The organism is Rhodococcus sp. 11-3, from assembly GCF_023704055.1.
GTDB classification, from domain to species: Bacteria; Actinomycetota; Actinomycetes; order Mycobacteriales; family Mycobacteriaceae; genus Rhodococcus; species Rhodococcus aetherivorans.
Genome location: NZ_CP080406.1, coordinates 5,887,089 through 5,905,143, shown reverse-complemented (window position 1 = coordinate 5,905,143; position 18,055 = coordinate 5,887,089). Strand labels below are relative to the sequence as shown.

15 protein-coding genes are annotated in these 18,055 nt (G+C 70.2%); 4 read left to right on the top strand and 11 right to left on the bottom strand.

The window, feature by feature from the left end; all coding sequences use genetic code 11:
• Positions 1–5: 5 nt before the first annotated feature.
• The 9 genes from KZJ41_RS27310 to KZJ41_RS27275 all read right to left on the bottom strand — a co-directional run bounded on the left by KZJ41_RS27310 (position 6) and on the right by KZJ41_RS27275 (position 7,937).
• A complete protein-coding gene (locus KZJ41_RS27310) occupies positions 6–788 on the bottom strand; it encodes an amino acid ABC transporter ATP-binding protein (RefSeq protein WP_251549917.1) in 783 nt (260 codons plus the stop codon).
• Positions 785–1,756 carry an amino acid ABC transporter permease gene (locus KZJ41_RS27305; RefSeq protein ID WP_251549915.1) on the bottom strand — a complete coding sequence of 324 codons (972 nt, stop codon included), beginning with the start codon at positions 1,754–1,756 and terminating at the stop codon, positions 785–787. The genes KZJ41_RS27310 and KZJ41_RS27305 overlap by 4 nt, the downstream gene beginning before the upstream one ends.
• Positions 1,757–2,037: 281 nt before the next feature.
• The gene (locus KZJ41_RS27300; protein WP_102800092.1) at positions 2,038–3,051 is read right to left on the bottom strand and encodes a sulfate/molybdate ABC transporter ATP-binding protein; all 1,014 of its coding nucleotides are present in this window, start codon (positions 3,049–3,051) and stop codon (positions 2,038–2,040) included.
• Positions 3,048–3,854, bottom strand: coding sequence for a sulfate ABC transporter permease subunit CysW (gene cysW / locus KZJ41_RS27295; RefSeq protein WP_010594194.1), 807 nt, complete (start codon positions 3,852–3,854; stop codon positions 3,048–3,050). The genes KZJ41_RS27300 and cysW overlap by 4 nt, the downstream gene beginning before the upstream one ends.
• Positions 3,851–4,729: a sulfate ABC transporter permease subunit CysT gene (gene cysT / locus KZJ41_RS27290; protein WP_373566454.1), complete on the bottom strand. Its 879-nt coding sequence runs from the start codon at positions 4,727–4,729 to the stop codon at positions 3,851–3,853. Before cysT ends, cysW begins: the two co-directional genes overlap by 4 nt.
• Positions 4,730–4,739: 10 nt before the next feature.
• Positions 4,740–5,771, bottom strand: a complete 1,032-nt coding sequence (locus KZJ41_RS27285) for a sulfate ABC transporter substrate-binding protein (RefSeq protein WP_006943619.1) — start codon at positions 5,769–5,771, stop codon at positions 4,740–4,742.
• 210 nt (positions 5,772–5,981) lie between these two features.
• Complete coding sequence (locus KZJ41_RS28640; protein WP_368681482.1) at positions 5,982–6,059, bottom strand: Ms4533A family Cys-rich leader peptide; 78 nt, start codon at positions 6,057–6,059, stop codon at positions 5,982–5,984.
• Between the two features lie 25 nt (positions 6,060–6,084).
• Entirely contained in the window at positions 6,085–6,255 is a 171-nt protein-coding gene (locus tag KZJ41_RS27280) for a hypothetical protein (protein WP_155951821.1), read from the bottom strand.
• 107 nt (positions 6,256–6,362) lie between these two features.
• The gene (locus KZJ41_RS27275) at positions 6,363–7,937 is read right to left on the bottom strand and encodes an FMN-binding glutamate synthase family protein (RefSeq protein ID WP_102800091.1); all 1,575 of its coding nucleotides are present in this window, start codon (positions 7,935–7,937) and stop codon (positions 6,363–6,365) included.
• 167 nt (positions 7,938–8,104) lie between these two features.
• Here KZJ41_RS27275 and KZJ41_RS27270 point away from each other — a divergent pair, with 167 nt between their 5' ends.
• On the top strand, positions 8,105–10,474 hold the full coding sequence (locus tag KZJ41_RS27270) for an FdhF/YdeP family oxidoreductase (RefSeq protein ID WP_251549913.1): 2,370 nt from the start codon (positions 8,105–8,107) through the stop codon (positions 10,472–10,474).
• A 7-nt stretch (positions 10,475–10,481) separates the two neighbouring features.
• Here the strand turns inward: KZJ41_RS27270 and KZJ41_RS27265 are convergent, their stop codons facing one another.
• The gene (locus KZJ41_RS27265; RefSeq protein WP_006943609.1) at positions 10,482–11,468 is read right to left on the bottom strand and encodes a GlxA family transcriptional regulator; all 987 of its coding nucleotides are present in this window, start codon (positions 11,466–11,468) and stop codon (positions 10,482–10,484) included.
• 153 nt (positions 11,469–11,621) lie between these two features.
• On the opposite strand from KZJ41_RS27265, the gene KZJ41_RS27260 reads away from it, so the two are divergent.
• Positions 11,622–12,200 (top strand): hypothetical protein, encoded by a 579-nt coding sequence (locus KZJ41_RS27260; RefSeq protein ID WP_029546661.1) that lies wholly within the window; start codon positions 11,622–11,624, stop codon positions 12,198–12,200.
• Positions 12,201–12,216: 16 nt separating this feature from the next.
• On the opposite strand, the gene KZJ41_RS27255 is transcribed toward KZJ41_RS27260, so the two are convergent.
• Entirely contained in the window at positions 12,217–14,535 is a 2,319-nt protein-coding gene (locus KZJ41_RS27255; RefSeq protein WP_251549910.1) for an FHA domain-containing protein, read from the bottom strand.
• A 288-nt stretch (positions 14,536–14,823) separates the two neighbouring features.
• Between KZJ41_RS27255 and KZJ41_RS27250 the strand changes: the two genes are divergently transcribed.
• Together KZJ41_RS27250 and KZJ41_RS27245 are read left to right on the top strand one after the other, a co-directional pair.
• A complete protein-coding gene (locus KZJ41_RS27250; protein ID WP_251549908.1) occupies positions 14,824–16,491 on the top strand; it encodes a class I adenylate-forming enzyme family protein in 1,668 nt (555 codons plus the stop codon).
• A 101-nt stretch (positions 16,492–16,592) separates the two neighbouring features.
• Positions 16,593–17,894: an MFS transporter gene (locus KZJ41_RS27245; RefSeq protein ID WP_029546660.1), complete on the top strand. Its 1,302-nt coding sequence runs from the start codon at positions 16,593–16,595 to the stop codon at positions 17,892–17,894.
• Positions 17,895–18,055 lie beyond the last annotated feature (161 nt).

The following is an 18,055-nucleotide window of genomic DNA, read 5'->3' as shown; positions in this document are numbered from 1 at the left end:
GGACTTCAGAGGACTTTGGACAGGAAGGCGCGGGTGCGTTCCTGGGTGGGCCGGTCGAGAACCTGCGCGGGCGGACCTTGTTCGACGACGACGCCGCCGTCCATGAACACGACGGTGTCGGCAACCTCACGCGCGAAGCCGATCTCGTGGGTGACGATCACCAGGGTCGCACCGTCGCGGGCCAGGTCGCGGATCACCTCGAGCACCTCGCCGACCAGTTCGGGGTCGAGCGCGGAGGTCGGCTCGTCGAACAGGATCACGGCCGGGCGCAGCGCGAGGGCGCGGGCGATGGCGACCCGCTGCTGCTGCCCACCGGACAGCTGTTTGGGGTAGTCGTGGATCTTGTCGCCGACGCCGACCCGGTCGAACAGTTCGCGGGCGAGCGTCTCGACCTCGGCGCGGTCGCGGCGCTGCGCGGAGATCGGCGCCTCGATCACGTTCTCGAGCACGGTCAGGTGCGGGAAGAGGTTGAAGTTCTGGAACACGAATCCGATGCGCGACCGTTGACGGAGGATGTCCCTCCCGCGTAACTCGTGCAGCTTGTTGCCCCGGCGGCGGTAGCCGACGAGTTCGCCGTCGATGCGAACCGTGCCGCGGTCGACCTTCTCGAGGTGGTTGAGGGTGCGCAGCAGGGTGGACTTGCCGGAGCCGGAGGGGCCGAGGATCACCGTGACCTCGCCCTTGCGGACCTCCAGGTCGACACCCCTGAGGACCTCGAGGGATCCGAACGACTTGTGCACGCCCCGGACGTCGACGGCGTACGGGGTGGGATCGACCGGCGTGGTCATCGGGTGGCTCCCCGGGGTGCGGCGATACCCGAGTCGCGGATCTCGCGGAACTTGGCGACGGTCTTCTGCCAGGGGGTGAGCGGGAGGACGCGGGACGAGCCGCGCGCGTAGTGCCGCTCCACGTAGTACTGGATGATCGACAACGCGGTGGTGAGCACGATGTACCAGACGGTGGCCACCATGAGCAGGGGCACGACCCGGCCGTTGCGGCCGAAGACGACCTGCACCTGATAGAACAGCTCGGCGATCGCCATCGTGGAGACGATCGAGGTGCCCTTGAACAGGCTGATGACCTCGTTGGCGGCGTTGGGCAGGATCGATCGCATGGCCTGCGGCAGAACGATCTTGAAGAACTGCCGGCGACGAGGGATGCCCAGGGCCTGCGCCGCCTCGATCTGGCCGTGGTCCACGGAGATGATGCCGGCGCGGATGATCTCCGCCGAGTAGGCGGCCTGATGCAGGGCCAGGCCGATCACCGCGGCGGTGAAGCCGGAGATCACGCCGGTGACCTCGAACTCGAAGAACGACGGTCCGAACGGGACACCCAGCGACAGCGTTCGGTACAGGTACGCGATGTTGAACCAGAACAGCAGCTGCACGATGAGCGGGATGGATCGGAACGCCCAGATGTACACCCAGGAGATCACCTGCAGGACGGGATTCCTGGACAGCCTGCCGACGGCGAGCAGCACGCCGAGCCCGAATCCGAGAACCGTTCCCCACACGGTGAGTTCGATGGTCACCACCAGGGCCGAGAGCACGGACTGTGCAGTGAAGTACCGGGCGAACGTCGCCCAGTCCCAGCCCGGGTTGGTAGCCAGGCCGTGCACGAACTGCGCCACCAGGACGAGGGCGAGGGCGGCGACCAGCCAGCGCAGCGGGTGGCGGGCGGGGGCGACGACCAGCCCGGCGTCGTCGGGCTCGGCGGTGCTCGCCGGCGCGGGACGGATCCCGGTCGGCGCGCTCACGCCGACCCACCGGGGAAAGCGTTCATCGGGTAGTACCTTTCACGGATCTCGGGTGAGTGATCGGCGTGCACACCGAGCGGGCGGGGCGCGTGGACATCACTGTCGCCCGGCGGGGTCCTGCTCGTCACGGATTCCGATCCGGGTGATTCGAACCCGCCGCAGGACCCGAGCAGTCCGCGGGGTGATACCGCACGCCTGAATGGCCGAATGTCACACGGGTTCGATCCAACTGAACCTGTGTGACATTCGGCCGAGTGAGGCGCCGGTGGGCGGGCGTGGCTCTAGCCGATCGGCACCCGCGTCGTCTCCGGCAGCGCCGGTTCCTCGGTCGCGCGCGCATAGACGGTCTCGCCGGGCGCGAGACCGAGAGCGCGTGCGTCGCCGCGGGTGACCTGCGCGGTGAAGTCCTCACCGGTCGCGGCGTTGCGCAGCTCGACGCGGACCTCGAACCCGAGGTGCACGACCCGCTCCACCGTCGCGCGGGTGACACCCACGGACCCGGCGGTGCCCGCGTCCTGGGCGCGGGCGAGATCGGGTTCGCGACCGAGACGGATGTCGTGCGGCCGCACCAACTTTCCGTTGAGCCTGGAGACATTGCCCAGGAACGACATCACGAAGTCGTTCGCGGGCCGGTCGTACAGGTCCCGCGGGGTTCCGACCTGCTCGATGCGGCCCCGGTTCATCACGGCGATCCGGTCGGCGACGTCGAGCGCCTCCTCCTGATCATGGGTGACCAGCACGGTGGTCACGTGCACCTCGTCGTGCAAGCGGCGCAGCCACGTGCGCAGGTCGGCGCGCACCTTGGCGTCGAGCGCGCCGAACGGTTCGTCGAGCAGCAGCACCTTGGGATCGACGGCGAGGGCGCGGGCCAGGGCCATGCGCTGGCGCTGGCCGCCGGACAGCTGTGCCGGATAGCGTTGCTGGAACCCGTCGAGCCCGACGATGCCGAGCAGTTCGTCGACGCGGCGGCCGATTTCGGTCTTGGGCCGCTTGCGGATCTTCAATCCGAACGCGACGTTCTCGCGGACGGTCATGTGCTTGAACGCCGCGTAGTGCTGGAAGACGAAACCGATGTCCCGCTTCTGCGGGGTCACGCCGGTCACGTCGTCGCCGCCGATGCGCACGATGCCGTCGTCGAGGGTTTCCAGTCCGGCGATGGACCGCAGCAGCGTCGACTTACCGGAGCCCGAGGGTCCGAGCAGCGCGGTGAGCGACCCGGACGGGATCTCGATGTCGACGTCGTCGAGGGCCGCGAAGTCGCCGTAGTTCTTTCGTGCGCCCATGACGGTGATCATCTGGTACTCCTCTTGCGGTCGAGCAGGGTCATCAGCAGCAGCACGATCACGGCGATGGCCATGAGCAGGGTCGCGGCGCAGTAGGCGCCGAAGGTGTTGTGGTCGTCGATGTAGCGGGAGTGCACCAGCAACGTCAGGGTCTGGGACACGCCGGGGAAGCCGGACGAGACCATGATGACAGCCCCGAACTCGCCGAGCGCGCGGGCGACGGTGAGGACCACGCCGTACGTCAGGCCCCACCGGATCGAGGGGAGGGTGATGCGCCGGAACGTCTGCCAGCCGTTCGCGCCGAGTGTCGCGGCGGCCTGCTCCTGTTCCTGGCCGATCTCGTGAAGCACCGGTTCGACCTCGCGCACGACGAACGGCAAGGTGACGAAGATCGTGGCGATCACCATGCCCGGTAGCCCGAATATCACCTTGAATCCGAGGGATTCGACACCTCCGAACCACCCGCCGGCACCCCACAGCATGATCAGGGCGACACCGACGACGATCGGTGAGACGGCGAACGGCAGGTCCACCACGGCTTGCAGCAGCCCGCGGCCGCGGAACCGGCCGCGCACGAGCGCAAGCGCGACGACGACACCGAACACGACGTTGACGGGCACCACGATGGCGACGATCAGCAGCGACAGGTTCAACGCCGAGATCGCCGCGGGCGTGCTGATCGACTGGAGGAACGCACCCACGCCGTTCTCGAATGTGCGGTAGAGGATCACCCCGATCGGAACGAGCAACAGGACCAACAGGTAGCCGAGTGCGATCGTCCGCAGCGAGATTCGCGTCCACGGGGAGACCTTCATCGGTCCTCCTCCTCCCGGCGCAGGCTGCGTCCCGTTGCCAGGCGCAGCACGAACAGCACGACGAAGGCGATGAGCAGCAGTGCCACGGACACCGCGGCAGCGTTCACCGGGCGGTCGATCTCGATCTGCTGCTGGATGTACTGCGACGCCACCTGGGTCTCGTACGGGATGTTGCCGCCGATGAGCACGATCGATCCGTATTCGCCGAGGGCACGGGCGAACGCGAGCCCGGCACCGCTGACGACAGCCGGGGTCAGCACGGGCAGTACCACGGACCGGAAGATGGTCAGGTTGTTCGCGCCGAGGGACGCCGCGGCCTCTTCCACCTCTCGGTCCGCCTCGAGGAGCACCGGCTGCACCGAACGCACCACGAACGGCAGCGTCACGAATGCCAGCGCGACGACGAGCCCCGGCTGGGAGGCGTTGAGATGGATACCGATCGGGCTCTCCGGCCCGTACAGCGCCAGCAGCACAATGCTCGCCACGATGGTGGGCAGCGCGAAGGGCAGGTCGATCAGGGCATTGACGAACTTCTTGCCCGGGAACTCGTCGCGCACCAGTACCCACGCGATGAGGGTGCCCATGACCACGTTGACGACCGCGACGATTGCGGAGACGACCACGGTGATCCGCAGCGTCGCCAGCGCGGCCGGGGCGGTGACGGCGTTCCAGAAGCCACTCGGACCGTCGGCGAACGCCTCGGTGGCCAGCGCCGCGAGCGGCAACAGAACGATGACGGACAGCCACAGCACGGCCACTCCGATGCCGAGCGGTCCGACCGTGCCGGTGGCTGCACGCAGCGGAGTGCGGCGGCGCGTCGCCGGGGCGGGAGCCGGCCTCGATCCCACCCCGGTGGCGCTGTCGGTGATACTCACTGTCCGGGCTCTACTTCGTGGCGTTGTCGTAGATCACGGCGATCGAGCCGGTCTCGGCCTTGAACAACTGCTCGTCGACAGCCTTCCAGCCGCCCAGGTCCGCGATCGTCCACAGCTTCGCCGGCTGCGGGAAGTCGGCCGCGAACTCCTCCGCCACCGCGGGGTCGACGGGACGGAAGCCCGCCTCCGCCCACAGACGCTGCGCCTGCGGGGTGTAGAGGAAGTCCGCGAACGCCCGTGCCTTCTCGGCGTTCTTCGAATTCGTGAGCACTGCAGCCGGATTCTCGATCTTGAAGGTGGTGGGCGGGGTGACGTGCTCGACAGGGTCGCCGTTGCGCTCGATGAACAGCGCCTCGTTCTCGTAGCTGAGCAGCACGTCGCCGGAGCCCTGCAGGAACGCCTCGGTGGCCTCGCGACCGGACTTGGGCTGGATCTTGACGTGCTCGTTCACGAGTGTGGTGACGTAGTCCAGACCCGCCTGCGGGTTCGCGCCGCCGTCGCTCTTCGCCGCGTAGGGGGCGAGCAGGTTCCACTTGGCCGAGCCGGAACTGAACGGGTTGGGCGTGACGACCTCGAGGCCGGGCTGCAGCAGGTCGTCCCAGTCGGTGATGTTCTTGGGGTTGCCCTCGCGCACCACGATCGTCACCACCGAACCGAAGGGAATTCCGTTGTACGGACCGGAGTTCCAATCGGCCTCGACGAGCCCGGCGTCGACGAGACGGGTGATGTCCGGCTCGACGGAGAAGTTGACGAAGTCCGCCTCGGCGCCGTCCTTGACCTTCCGGGACTGATCGCCGGAGGCGCCGTAGGACTGCTGGAACTCGACGTCCGCACCCTCCTCGGTGGCCTGGAAGGCGGGGATCAGCTTGTCGAATCCGGGCTTCGGCACGGCGTACGCGTACAGGTTGATCGTGCCGCCGGAGCCGTCGCCGCTGCTCTCACCTCCGCCCACGGTGTCGCTGGATCCGCCGGAGCACGCGGTCAGCACGGTCGCGCCGAGGGCGGCGAGGGCGGTGACGAACAGACCCGAACGTCTCTTCATGAGGTGATGCCTTTCCTGCAGGAGTGTCTCTGTGCGAGACCGGGGGAGGACCCGGGCACACCGGTTCGAGGAGACGCTCCGCAGGACGGACGAAGGTGGTGGAGACGTGGACCCGAACGAGTCGGGCCGACGAATGTCACGCCGGACGGGGCGACGCGACTCCTCGGCAACCGGGGGCGGCAACGATGCCGCAAGGGTTGGTGACGGGAGTCAGCGACGACAGTCGACGTCGGCGACCGCGCGCACGCCGACAGCGATCAGCGCCAGTTCATGGCGGACGCGAGGCACGGCGGTAGCGGACACGCGGCAGACTCTAGCAGAGGCACTCGGCCTGTTCGGCGGTGTCGCCCGGAAGCGCGCGCAGTCCGGTGGCGCGACCGCCGCCCCCGCCGCCCATCGCGTCCATCGCCTCGCCGAGGAGCAGGCAGCCGGCGAACACGACACCGCCGACGGTGAGAACCGTGGCGTACATCTTGTCGATCACGATCTGCCTCCCGGCGGGTTCCGCGGTGTCGCGAGTGGTCGTGCTCCAGCGTGACGCGGGATCGGCGCCCCGAACTGTCCGGATTCTGGACAGCGACCCGACCCGCGTCACGGCACCGTGCGCGCGCCGGGCGAGCCCTCGCCCCCCTCGGCCGCGGCGACCCCGAGCATCAGCCGCGTGATCTCTTCCCGGTCCGACGCGCCGGGCAGGCCCCAGCCGGGCTGGTAGCCGTACATTTCCGCGAGCGTGATCGCGCGGCGGTTGCCGTCCGCCACCTCGACGTCGGTCGGGGTGATCAGACCGGGATGCGCGACGCCGCACGCCTCGGCCAGCTTGAAGATGTCCCGGCGCAGCGCCCGGATGTAGTTGGCGGCGCGCACCGACTTCAGCTCCACGTCGAGCCCCCGCTCGAGCCACGGGTTCTGGGTGGCGACGCCCGTCGGACACCGGTCGGTGTGGCACTTCTGGGCCTGGATGCAGCCGATCGCGAGCATCGGCTCCCGCGCGATGTTCACCATGTCGCAGCCCAGGGCCATCGCCACCACCGCGTTGTCGGGCAGTCCGAGCTTGCCGGCGCCGATGAACGTCACGTCGTCGCTGAGGCCCGCCTCCGTGAACAGCTTGTAGACCCGGGCGAAGCCGCTGCGGAAGGGCAGCGAGACCGCGTCCGTGAACACGAGCGGCGCGGCGCCCGTGCCACCCTCGCCGCCGTCGATCGTCACGAAGTCGACGCCGCGGTCGGAGTTGCACATCGCGTCGACGAGGTTCTGCCAGAACGCCATGTCGCCGACCGCCGACTTGATGCCGACCGGCAACCCGGTCTCGTGGGCGATCAGCTCGATCCAGTCGAGCATGCTGTCGACGTCGTGGAACGTGGTGTGCCGCGACGGGCTGACACAGTCGCGGCCCTCCGGGATGCCGCGGATCTCGGCGATCTCGGGGGTCACCTTGGCTCCGGGCAGCAGGCCGCCGAGGCCGGGCTTGGCACCCTGGCTCAGTTTGATCTCGATCGCCCGCACCGGCGCCGACTCGACGACGGCCTTCAGCCGGGCCAGGTCGAACCGGCCCTCCTCGTCGCGGCAGCCGAAGTACGCGGTGCCGATCTGGAAGATCAGGTCTGCCCCGTTGCGGTGGTAGCGCGACAGCCCGCCCTCGCCGGTGTTGTGCAGGCACCCGCTGGCGGCGGCACCGCGGTTGAGCGCCGAGACGGCGGCCCCGCTCAGCGAGCCGAAGCTCATCGCCGAGATGTTGACGATCGACTGCGGCCGGAACGCCTTCGCCCGCCCGCGCGCCCCGCCGAGGATCTTCGCCGACGGGATCCGCAGCTCCTCCCCGGCGTGCGGCGCCGCCGACGGCGGGGTCTCGGAGAACGTGCGGTGCTTGATGATCGTGTAACCGTCGGTGTATTCGACGTCGTTGTCGGTGCCGAAACCGAAGGTGTTGTTCACGAGTTTCGACGACGCGTACACCCAGCGACGCTGATCGCGGGTGAAGGGGCGCTCCTCGTCGTTGCCGGTGGTGATGTACTGCCGCAACTCGGGACCGACCGCTTCGAGCAGGTAGCGGCCGTGCCCGACGACTGGGAAGTTGCGCAGCAGCGCGTGGCGTCGCTGCAGCAGGTCGTACGAGGCGACCGCGGCCATCGCCGCGGCGGGGATTCCGAGGGCTTTCGACCACTTCATGGGGCCACCGTACGACGCTGCCGCGATGCCCGCCGACCTTCGTGAACGCGGTTTCGGGAGCGGGCCGCGCGGGTAGGCAGTGCACCGACACGCGTGCGCGGGGCACCCGGGCGCGCGGACACGGTGTGGACGACCGCGGACACCGTGTGGACGACGAGGGGCCGGCGATGCGCAGACACGATCGGGACTACGACGAGCGCGACCTCGAGGTCGACGACGCCGAGGATCACGCCGCGGGCCCGACCGCGGTGGCGGTGTCGCTGAAGCGGTCCCTCGAACGGATGGGACCGATCCGGACGGCGCAGACGCTGTTGCGGCTGAACCAGGCCGAGGGCTTCGACTGCATGAGCTGTGCGTGGCCCGATCCGGACCCGGGACATCGATCGGTCGCCGAGTTCTGCGAGAACGGTGCGAAGGCGGTGGCGGAGGAGGCGACCCGGCGCCGTGCCACTCCCGAGTTCTTCGCCGCACACAGCATCGCCGACCTGGATTCGCACAGCGAGCACTGGCTCGGCCGGCAGGGCCGCATCACGTATCCGATGATCAAGCGGCCCGGCGCCACCCACTACGAGCCGATCGACTGGGACGAGGCGTTCGCCCTGATCGGTGCGGAACTCGAGGCGCTCGACAGCCCCGACGAGGCGATCTTCTACACCTCCGGGCGCGCCTCGAACGAGGTGGCATTCGCCTACCAGCTGTTCGCCCGGGCCTTCGGCACGAACAACCTGCCCGACTGCTCCAACATGTGCCACGAGTCCACCAGCATCGCGCTGCAGGAGTCGATCGGCATCGGCAAGGCGAGCGTCACGCTCGACGACGTGTACCACGCGGAGCTCATCGTCCTGCAGGGCCAGAATCCGGGGACGAACCATCCGCGCATGCTGACCGCCCTCGAGAAGGCGAAACGCAACGGCGCCACGATCCTGTCGATCAACCCGCTGCGCGAGGCGGGCCTGGTCAACTTCCGCAATCCGCAGACCCCACGCGGGGTCGTCGGCCGCGGCACCGACCTGTCGGACCTGCACCTGCCGATCGCGCTGAACGGCGACCTCGCGCTGCTGCAGGCGTTCGGTTCGCTGCTCGTGGAATGGGACGCGCTCGACCACGAGTTCATCGAACGGCACACCCACGGTTTCGAGCAGTGGCGCCACCACGTCGCCGGCGTCGACTGGGACGTCGTCACCACCGCCACGGGGCTGTCGCGGGAGCAGATCACCGAGGCGGCGACGCTGCTGCGCGACTCGCGCGCGACGGTGTTCTGCTGGGCGATGGGCCTGACCCAGCACCGCAACGCGGTGGCCACCATCAAGGAGGTCACCAACCTGGCCCTCGCGCAGGGCAACATCGGCAAGCGGGGCGCGGGTCTGTTCCCCGTGCGCGGGCATTCGAACGTGCAGGGCGACCGCACCATGGGTATCTGGGAGCGGCCGCCTGCCCACTTCCTCGATGCGCTGCAACGGGAGTTCGGCTTCGATCCGCCGCGCGAGAACGGCTTCGACACCGTCGACTCCATCCGGGCCCTGCGCGACGACCGGGCCCGCTTCTTCATGGGGCTCGGGGGCAACTTCGTGCAGGCCGCGCCGGACACCCACGTCACCGCGGCGGCGATGCGCAGGGCCCGGATGACGGTGCAGGTCTCCACCAAGATCAACCGGTCGCATCTCGTGTGCGGGGAGACGGCGCTGATCCTGCCGGCCAAGGGCCGCACCGAGCAGGACGTGCAGGCGTCGGGCCCGCAGTTCGTGACGGTCGAGGACTCCACGTGCTCGGTCCACGCGTCCCGCGGACCGTTGCCGCCGGCGAGCGCGCACCTGAAGTCCGAGGTCGAGATCGTCTCCCGGATCGCCGAGGCCACGCTGGGGGACCGGTACGGCCTCGACTGGAAGGCGATGCGCGACGACTACGGCGTCGTCCGCGGCCTGATCTCGCGGGTGGTGCCCGGGTGCGAGAGCTACGACGTGAACGTGCGGCGGCCGGGCGGCTTCGTCCTGCCGCATCCGCCGCGCGATTCGCGCTCCTTCCACACCGCCTCCGGGCGGGCCGAGTTCGCGGTCTCCCCGATCGACGTGCTGCAGGTGCCCGCGGGGCACGTGATCCTGCAGACCCTGCGGAGCCACGACCAGTTCAACACCACCGTCTACGGGCTGAGCGACCGGTACCGCGGCATCGAGGGCGGGCGGCGGGTGATCTTCCTGCACCGCGACGACATCGCCGCCCTCGGCTTCGACGACGGCGACCTGGTCGACCTGTTCACCCGGTGGGACGGCGACGAGCGGGTCCGGTGCGCGCGGTCGTTCCGGATTGTCGAGTACGACACGCCGCGCGGCTCGGCGGCCGCCTACTATCCCGAGACCAACGAGCTGGTACCGCTGGATTCGACTGCACGCCAGAGCAATTGCCCTACCTCGAAATCCGTCGTGGTGTCCCTGGCGCGCGCGGGCGAGCGCAGCGGCGAGTGCCCCGAGGACTCGCACCAGGGCCGCCTCGGGTCGGACTGGTCGCACAAGACCTGCCCGGACCCCGAGTACCTGTCCTGAGACCCGCTCAGCCGGCCCCGGTGTGCCGGGCCGCGGTACGCGAGTGACCGGCGCGGAACGCCGCCGGTGACGCCCCGTAGCGACGGGTGAACGCCTGCCGCAGCGTCTCGGCCGTGCCGAAGCCGCAGCGCGCCGCGACCGCCGTGACCGGTAGCGACGTGGTGGTGAGCAGGACGGCGGCGGACTCGAGCCGAACCCGGCGGACGTAGCGGGCGGGTGTGTCGTGCAGGTGGTGCAGGAACATCCGGGTGAGGTGCCGTTCGCTCATCCCGGCGCGCGCGGCGAGCGCGGCGGCCGACAGATCGCCGTCGAGGTGGGTGGTGATGTGGTCGACGAGGCGCCGCATCCCGCGGTCCTTCGGTTCGGGGGCCGTGGTGAACATGCTCATCTGCGCCTGGTTGCCCGGCCGCTGCAGGTAGGTGACGAGGGCCCGGGAGACCCGGCGGGCCATGTCGGGGCCGTGGTCCTCCTCGACGAACGCGAGGGCGAGGTCCAGGGCGCTGGTGACGCCGGCGGCGGTGGCGACGTGCCCGTCGCGCACGAAGATCGGCAACGGATCCACCTGCACCTGCGGATACCGCGCGGCGAGCCGATCGGCGAACGCCCAGTGGGTGGTGGCGCGACGGCCGTCGAGCAGACCGGCGGCCGCGAGGACGGAGGCGCCCGTGCACACGGACGCCACCCGGCGGCTGTCCCGCGCCAGGCGGCGCACGTGGCCGACGAACCGGGCGTCGTCGGCCATGTCGATGTGCCCGAAGCCACCGGAGACCACGAGGGTGTCGAGCGTTCCGACGAGCCGCTCGAGCCGTCGCTGTCCGGCCAGCACGAGCCCGGTGTCGCAGGTGATCGCGGCCCCGCCGGGGGTGGCCAGCTCGACCCGGTACGCCGGGACCGCGCCGAACCGGTTCGCCGCCGCGAACGTGGTCGTCACGCAGGCGATGTCGAGCAGCTCCGCCCGGTCGTAGCCGACGACCACCACGAGTCGTTCGTCCACACCGTCGACCGTAACCGGGGCCGGGCCCGGACGCGACGTGTCCGGCGGACAGGGATCCCAAATTTCCGGACCTGTCCGGCGCCCGGGTCTCGCCCGGCCGGCCCCGGCCGCCGATCGTGGAGGCATCCCCCACCACTGCCCCCGGGAGACCTCATGGACACCACGACGGCCGTGAGCACGGCCCGCCCCGCATCGCGCCGCTCGGCCGGGCCGGCCTTCCTGGCGCAGCGCTGGCCGACGGTGGCGGCTCTTGCGTTCGCTCTGATCGGCACGCCCGCCGAGGCGAGCGTCGAGATCCTCACCGAGATGATGATGCTGCTGCCGTTCCTGTATCTCGTCACGGCCGTGCTCGACCGCCCGCGTGCGGTGTGGGTGGTGTTCCCGGCCTCCTACACGGCGTGGTTCGTGGTGCGGGCGCTGGACGTCGTGCCGTCGACGGTGCTGATCGGCGCCGCGGTGGCGGTCGTGGTCGTCGTGGGCGCGGTGCGCGGCCGGCTGCGCGACCGCCGTTTCCTCGTCCAGGCGGCCGGCATGGTCGCCTTCGGGGCGCTCGGCCTGGTCGCGCTCGCCGTCGATCCGGACGTAGCCCGGTACATCGTCGCGGCCGGATGGTTCCTGCACGGCGTGTGGGATCTCGTCCACCATCGGCTCCGGGTCACCGTGGACCGTTCCTTCGCCGAGTTCTGCGCCGTCCTCGACATCGCGGTCGCCGTCGCGCTCGTCCTCGTGTGAGACATCGGCATCGCGCTCACCGGGCGCGCAGCCGCAACCGGGTGTAGGTGAACGTGGCGTAGACGATGCCGAGGAGGAGCAGCATCCCGGTGGAGAGCAGCCACCACGACGGGGCGTGCTGCCACAGCACGTCGGCCTCGGCGGTCGGGTCCTTGGCACGCAGGTCGACGGTCGAGGCGGTCGCGGCATAGCCCCAGCGCGACGGCGACAGCCACGACAGCTGGGCGAGCACGGCGCGCCCGGTGATGGGAATCAGGCCGCCGCTGAGCACGAGTTGCACCATGACCGTCACGACGAGCAGCGGCATCACCTGTTCGCCGGACCGGGCGACGGCCGACAGGGCCAGGCCGACCACCACGCAGGCGCACGTGGTCAGCGCGATGTCGACGACGAGTTCGACGCTGCCGGAGGGGATCACGCTGCCGGGCCCGGGGGTGCCCTTGCCGACGAGGACGACGAGGACCAGCACGAGCGACTGCACGATCGCGGCGGCGCAGAACACCACGATCTTCGCGATCAGGTACGCCGAGGGCGCGAGCCCGGCGGCGCGTTCGCGGTGGTAGATCATCCGTTCGCCGACGAGGTCCCGGACGGTGAGCGACGAGCCCATGAAGCAGGCGCCGAGGATCAGCAGGATGAGGATGAACGCCAGCTCGCCGGGCTCCGCCCCCGGGCTCGGTGGGCCGAATCCGTCGCTGCCGGGCACCAGGATCGACAGCCCGCCGAGGATGAACGGCAGCAGTGACAGGAAGACGAGGTAGCCGCGGTCGGCACGGATCAGCCGCATCTGCCGCCGGGCGACGGTGCTCAGCTGTCGGCGGCGGGAGGTGTGGGCGGGGCGGCCCAGCGGCCCGGGGGCGGCGGCGGGGGGATGGTCGACGGCCGCGCTGCGGGCGAGGTGCTCGGCGTGCACCGCGTCGGGTTCGGCCGCGACGCGGGCGAAGATCTCCGCCCAGTCGGTGCTGCCGAGGGCGGCGCCGACCTCGCCGGGCGGCCCGACGTAGGCGGTCTTGCCGCCGGGGGCGAGCAGCAGCACCTGGTCGCACAGTTCGAGGTAGGACAGCGAGTGCGTGATGACGAGGACGACCCGGCCGGAGTCGGCGAGGCGGCGCAGCGTGGTCATGATCTGCCGGTCGAGCGCCGGGTCGAGGCCGGAGGTGGGTTCGTCGAGGATCAGCAGCGACGGCCCGGTGAGCAGTTCGAGGGCGACCGACGCGCGCTTGCGCTGGCCCCCGGAGAGGCGGTCGACGCGGGTGCCGGCGTGCTCGGTGAGCTGTAGCTCGGCGAGCACCCGGGCGATCACCTCGTCGCGGTCGGCGCGGGTGGTGTCCGGCGGCAGCCGCAGTTCGGCGGCGTAGCCGAGGGCCTCGCGGACGGTGAGTTGCCGGTGGAGCACGTCGTCCTGGGGGACGAGACCGATCCGGGAGCGCAGGGCCTGGTATTCGGCGTGCACGCTGTGGCCGTCGAACTCCACGACCCCGTCGGTGGGGTTGCCGGTGCCGGACACGATCTTGGCCACGGTGGATTTGCCGGCGCCGGAGGGGCCGATGACGGCGGTGAGCGTGCCGGGCGGCGCGGCCAGGGTGACGTCGTGGAGCAGTCGACGATTCCCGTCGATGGTCAGCCCGACGGCGCGGACCCGCAGGCCACCGGTCGCGGGAGCCGCCACCTTCTCCCGGGGGACGAGGGTGCCGTTCCGGACGACGAGGTCGGTGTTGCCGATCGTCACGACGTCGCCCTCGGTGAGGGCGGCGCGGGTGATCCGGGTGCCGGCGACGAAGGTGCCGTTGACGCTGCCGAGGTCCTCGATCTCGAGACCGGACGGTCCGGTGCGCAGGGCCGCGTGCTGCCGGGAGGCCAGGACGTCGGGGACGACGACGGCGTTGTCGGCGGCGCGGCCGATCGACACGTCGCCGGGCCGGGGCGCGGGGCGGGGCCGGCGCAGCGGTCCGCGGGTGTCGCCGGCGCGGACCGCGGTCAGCTGGTCGAGCAGGCCCCATCTGCGTTCGCGGGTCGCCTCGGGTTCGGCGACGGAGATCCGGAGGTCGGGTCCCTCGGCCCGGTCGCCGAGCCGGGCGACGACGGTCCCGGTGACCCGGACCCGCTCCACCCGGCGGCCGTCGACGAAAAGCCCGTTCTTGCTGCCGGAGTCGACGAGATACCACCCGTCGTCCCAGTGCAGGAACGCGTGTTCGCGGGAGACCACCGGGTGGTCGAGGGTGACGTCCATCGATCGGTCGCGGCCGATGCGCACCGTCGCGCCGGGGCCGTAGCCGGCGCGCCCGTCGTCCCATTCGAGCAGGACCTGCGCGTGCCGGGTCTCCAGGTCGTCCATCGTCTCGGCCTTCCGTCAGACGTGTCCGCTCGCACCGACGTGCGGTCCTCGACCGCCCACCGACGATTTCCGACCGCTCGTCGCATCGTGCGCCGGGAGCCGGTCGATCTCCGATTCTCCCACTCCGGGAATGCCCAGGCCAGGCCGTCGACGAGGACGGCGCGAGTGTGGTGTGCCCGATTTGACAGGCGCTTGTGTGGCCCAGGACACTAACTAACAGACCGCTTACCGACCGAGCGATCGGTCGTGGCGGGGAAGGTTCCGCAGTCGAGTGGAAGGAACTGCGTCGTGACGTCCGAGAAGCGCCCCTGGACCGCGCTCTACCCGAACGGGCTCGATCCCGAGCCGGCGGTGCCGTTCGTCTCCCTGGTGGACGTGTGGCGCGCCCGCGTGGATGCCAACCCGGACGGCAAGGCCATCGCCTACTTCGACGGTGTGCTGACCGCCCGCGAGACCGACGAGCTCTCCAACGCCCTCGCCGTCGCCCTCGCCGCCCGTGGGGTCCAGCGCGGCGACCGGGTGGGCATTTACCTGCAGAACATCCCCCAGTACGCGCTGACCCTGCTCGCGTTGTGGAAGCTCGGGGCCGCGGCGCTCGTGCTCAACCCCATGTACCGGCGGGCCGAACTGCGCCGCCTCGTCGACGACGCCGAGATCGTCGGCATCGTGTGCGCCGACACCGCCGTCGCGGAGACCGCGGACACCGTCCGCGACAGCTCCGTGCGGTGGATCTTCAGCACCAGTGACCTGGACTTCCAGACCCGCGACGACGCCCGGGTCTTCCCGTCGACGGACCGCGCCGTGGCCGCGCCCGACGGTGACCTCGTCGAGCTGATCGAACAACACCGGGGCCGGCGGCCGCCCCACGTCGAGATCACCGGCGACGACGTCGCGTTGCTCGCCTACACCTCGGGCACCACCGGTCCGCCGAAGGGTGCGATGAACACACACGCCAACGTGCTGGCCGTGGCCACCACCTTCGGTTCCTTCGTCGGCCTGGCCGCCGGCGACGCGGTGTTCGCCGTCGCCCCGCTGTTCCACATCACCGGCGCCGTCATCAACGCCACGCTGGCGCTGGTGCACGACACCGCCCTGGTCTTCGCGAACCGCTTCAACGCCGAGGTCGCGCTCGAGGCCCTCGTCGAGCACGGGGTCACGTTCACGATCGGCTCGATCACGGTGTTCAACGCCCTGTACGAAACCCCCGGCGCCGAGGCCCGCCACTTCGCCTCGATCAAGACCCTCTACTCCGGCGGCGCGCCGATCCCGCCCGCGACCGTGGAGAAGTTCGAAGCGAAGTTCGGCAAGTACATCCACAACGCCTACGGCATGACCGAGACCTCCTCCGGCGTGATCGCGGTACCGCCCGGGCGGCGGGCACCCGTCGACCCCGCCAGCGGCACCCTCGCGATCGGCGTCCCGCTGCCCCTGCTCGACGCGCGTGTCGTCGATGCGGACGGCGCCGACGTCGAACCCGGCAAGCAGGGTGAACTGGAACTGTCCGGCCCGCAGGTGATCTCCGGGTACTGGCGCAACCCCGAGGCGTCCGCCGCCACCCTGCCGGACGGGCGGCTGCGCACCGGCGACGGTGCGATCATCGACCGGCACGGCTGGGTCTACCTGGTGGACCGCCTGAAGGACCAGATCAACGTCTCCGGATACAAGGTGTGGCCCCGCGAGGTCGAGGACGCCCTGTACGAGCATCCCGCCGTCCACGAGGCCGCCGTCGTCGGCCAGCCCGACGACTACCAGGGCGAATCCGTGGTGGCGTACGTGTCGCTCGAACGCGACGCCCACGCCACCGAGCGCGAGCTCGTGGACTTCGTCCGCGACCGCCTCGCCGCCTACAAGCGGCCCCGCCGGGTCCACATCGTCGAGAACCTCCCCAAGACCCAGACCGGCAAGATCCGGCGCAGCGACCTGCGCGACCGCACGATCCCCACCCCGACCGCCTGACGGTCCGTCCCCTCCGGCGTGACCGAATGTCACACGGGTTCGGTCACATCGAACCTATGTGACATTCGGCCACCGCTCCCGCGAACGAAAAGAGATACGACGTGAACACCGACGTCCGGAACACCCGGGGTGCGGTCGACACCGCGCCCACCCTGGCATCGAAGAAGAAATCGCTGTTCGCCAGCGCGGTCGGCAACGTGCTCGAGTGGTACGAGTGGAGCGCCTACGCGGTCTTCGCACCGTTCATCGCCGCGGTGATGTTCAACAACTCCGATCCGATCTCCGCGCTGCTGTCCACGCTCGCGGTCTTCGCTGTCGGCTTCCTCATGCGCCCCCTCGGCGGCATCGTGTTCGGCCGCATCGCCGACCGGCGGGGCCGCAAGTTCGTCCTCGTCACCACGATGCTCATGATGGCGACGGGCAGCCTCGTCATCGGCATCATGCCCACCTACGAGTCCATCGGGGCGTGGGCGTCGCTGATCCTGCTCGCCGCGCGGATCATGCAGGGCTTCGCCCACGGCGGCGAATCGGCCACCGCCTACTCGTACGTCGGTGAGATCGCCCCGCCGCACCGTCGCGGGATGTGGGGCAGCGTCGCCTTCATCGCGATCTTCGGTGGCTCGGTCCTCGCCTACAGCATCGGTGGCGCCGTCACCTCGTCGCTCTCCGAAACCGCCGTCGCCGAATGGGGCTGGCGCATCCCGTTCCTCATCGGCGCCTGCCTGGCCCTGGTCGCCCTGTACCTGCGTCGCAGCATGGACGAGAGCGACGTGTTCGACGCCCACCAGGAGCAGGACGAGCAGCCGCGCATCCCGCGGAAGACCGTCGTCCGCGCGATCCTGCTGATGATCGGCATGACCTCCGGCATCACCGCCGCCCACTACACCTGGACGTCGTACGTCGCCACCTACGCCATCACCCAGCAGGGGATGGACCCCGACGTCGCCTACTGGATGTCGGTGATCGCCCAGTCGATCGCGCTCGTCTCCCTGCCCTTCTGGGGCATGCTGTCCGACCGGATCGGCCGCCGCCCGATGCTGTTCGCGTTCGCCGCACTGATGCTCGTGCTGCAGCTGCCGCTGACGATGATGATCTCCTCGGCCGGATGGACCCTGCTCGTCGCGACGACCGTCGCGCTGCTCGTCGTGTCCGTCCCCGCGTCGGTGCTGTCGGCGACGCTGTCGGAGAGCTTCCCCACCCGGCTGCGGACCCAGGCGATCGGCTTCGCGTACTCGTTCTCCGTCGCGGTGTTCGGCGGAACCGCCCCGTACCTGAATCAGCTCCTGATCGGCCGCGGCATCGGATGGGCGTTCAGCGTGTACATCATGGTGCTGTGCGTGCTGACCGGCATCGCCTGCGTCTTCATGAAGGAGACCAAGGGCATCCGCCTCGAACACGCCTGACGGACGATCGGCTGCGCCCCGCCGGCACGGAACGGCGGGGCGCAGCCGTGTCCCGCGACGTCCCGCGGCCCGGACCGGATGCCGTTACGCTGGGGCTGCCGCAGCGGCGGGACCGGTCCCGGCGTGCTGTACCCGCTCCTCGTCGCGGTGACACGTCGATC

Bases quoted from the DNA above. Each gene is read 5' to 3' on its own strand.
- KZJ41_RS27310 (WP_251549917.1), bottom strand. From the start codon at position 788: ATGACCACGCCGGTCGATCCCACCCCGTACGCCGTCGACGTCCGGGGC.
- KZJ41_RS27300 (WP_102800092.1), bottom strand. From the start codon at position 3,051: ATGATCACCGTCATGGGCGCACGAAAGAACTACGGCGACTTCGCGGCC.
- cysW (WP_010594194.1), bottom strand. From the start codon at position 3,854: ATGAAGGTCTCCCCGTGGACGCGAATCTCGCTGCGGACGATCGCACTC.
- KZJ41_RS27285 (WP_006943619.1), bottom strand. From the start codon at position 5,771: ATGAAGAGACGTTCGGGTCTGTTCGTCACCGCCCTCGCCGCCCTCGGC.
- KZJ41_RS27275 (WP_102800091.1), bottom strand. From the start codon at position 7,937: ATGAAGTGGTCGAAAGCCCTCGGAATCCCCGCCGCGGCGATGGCCGCG.
- KZJ41_RS27270 (WP_251549913.1), top strand. From the start codon at position 8,105: ATGCGCAGACACGATCGGGACTACGACGAGCGCGACCTCGAGGTCGAC.
- KZJ41_RS27260 (WP_029546661.1), top strand. From the start codon at position 11,622: ATGGACACCACGACGGCCGTGAGCACGGCCCGCCCCGCATCGCGCCGC.
- KZJ41_RS27255 (WP_251549910.1), bottom strand. From the start codon at position 14,535: ATGGACGACCTGGAGACCCGGCACGCGCAGGTCCTGCTCGAATGGGAC.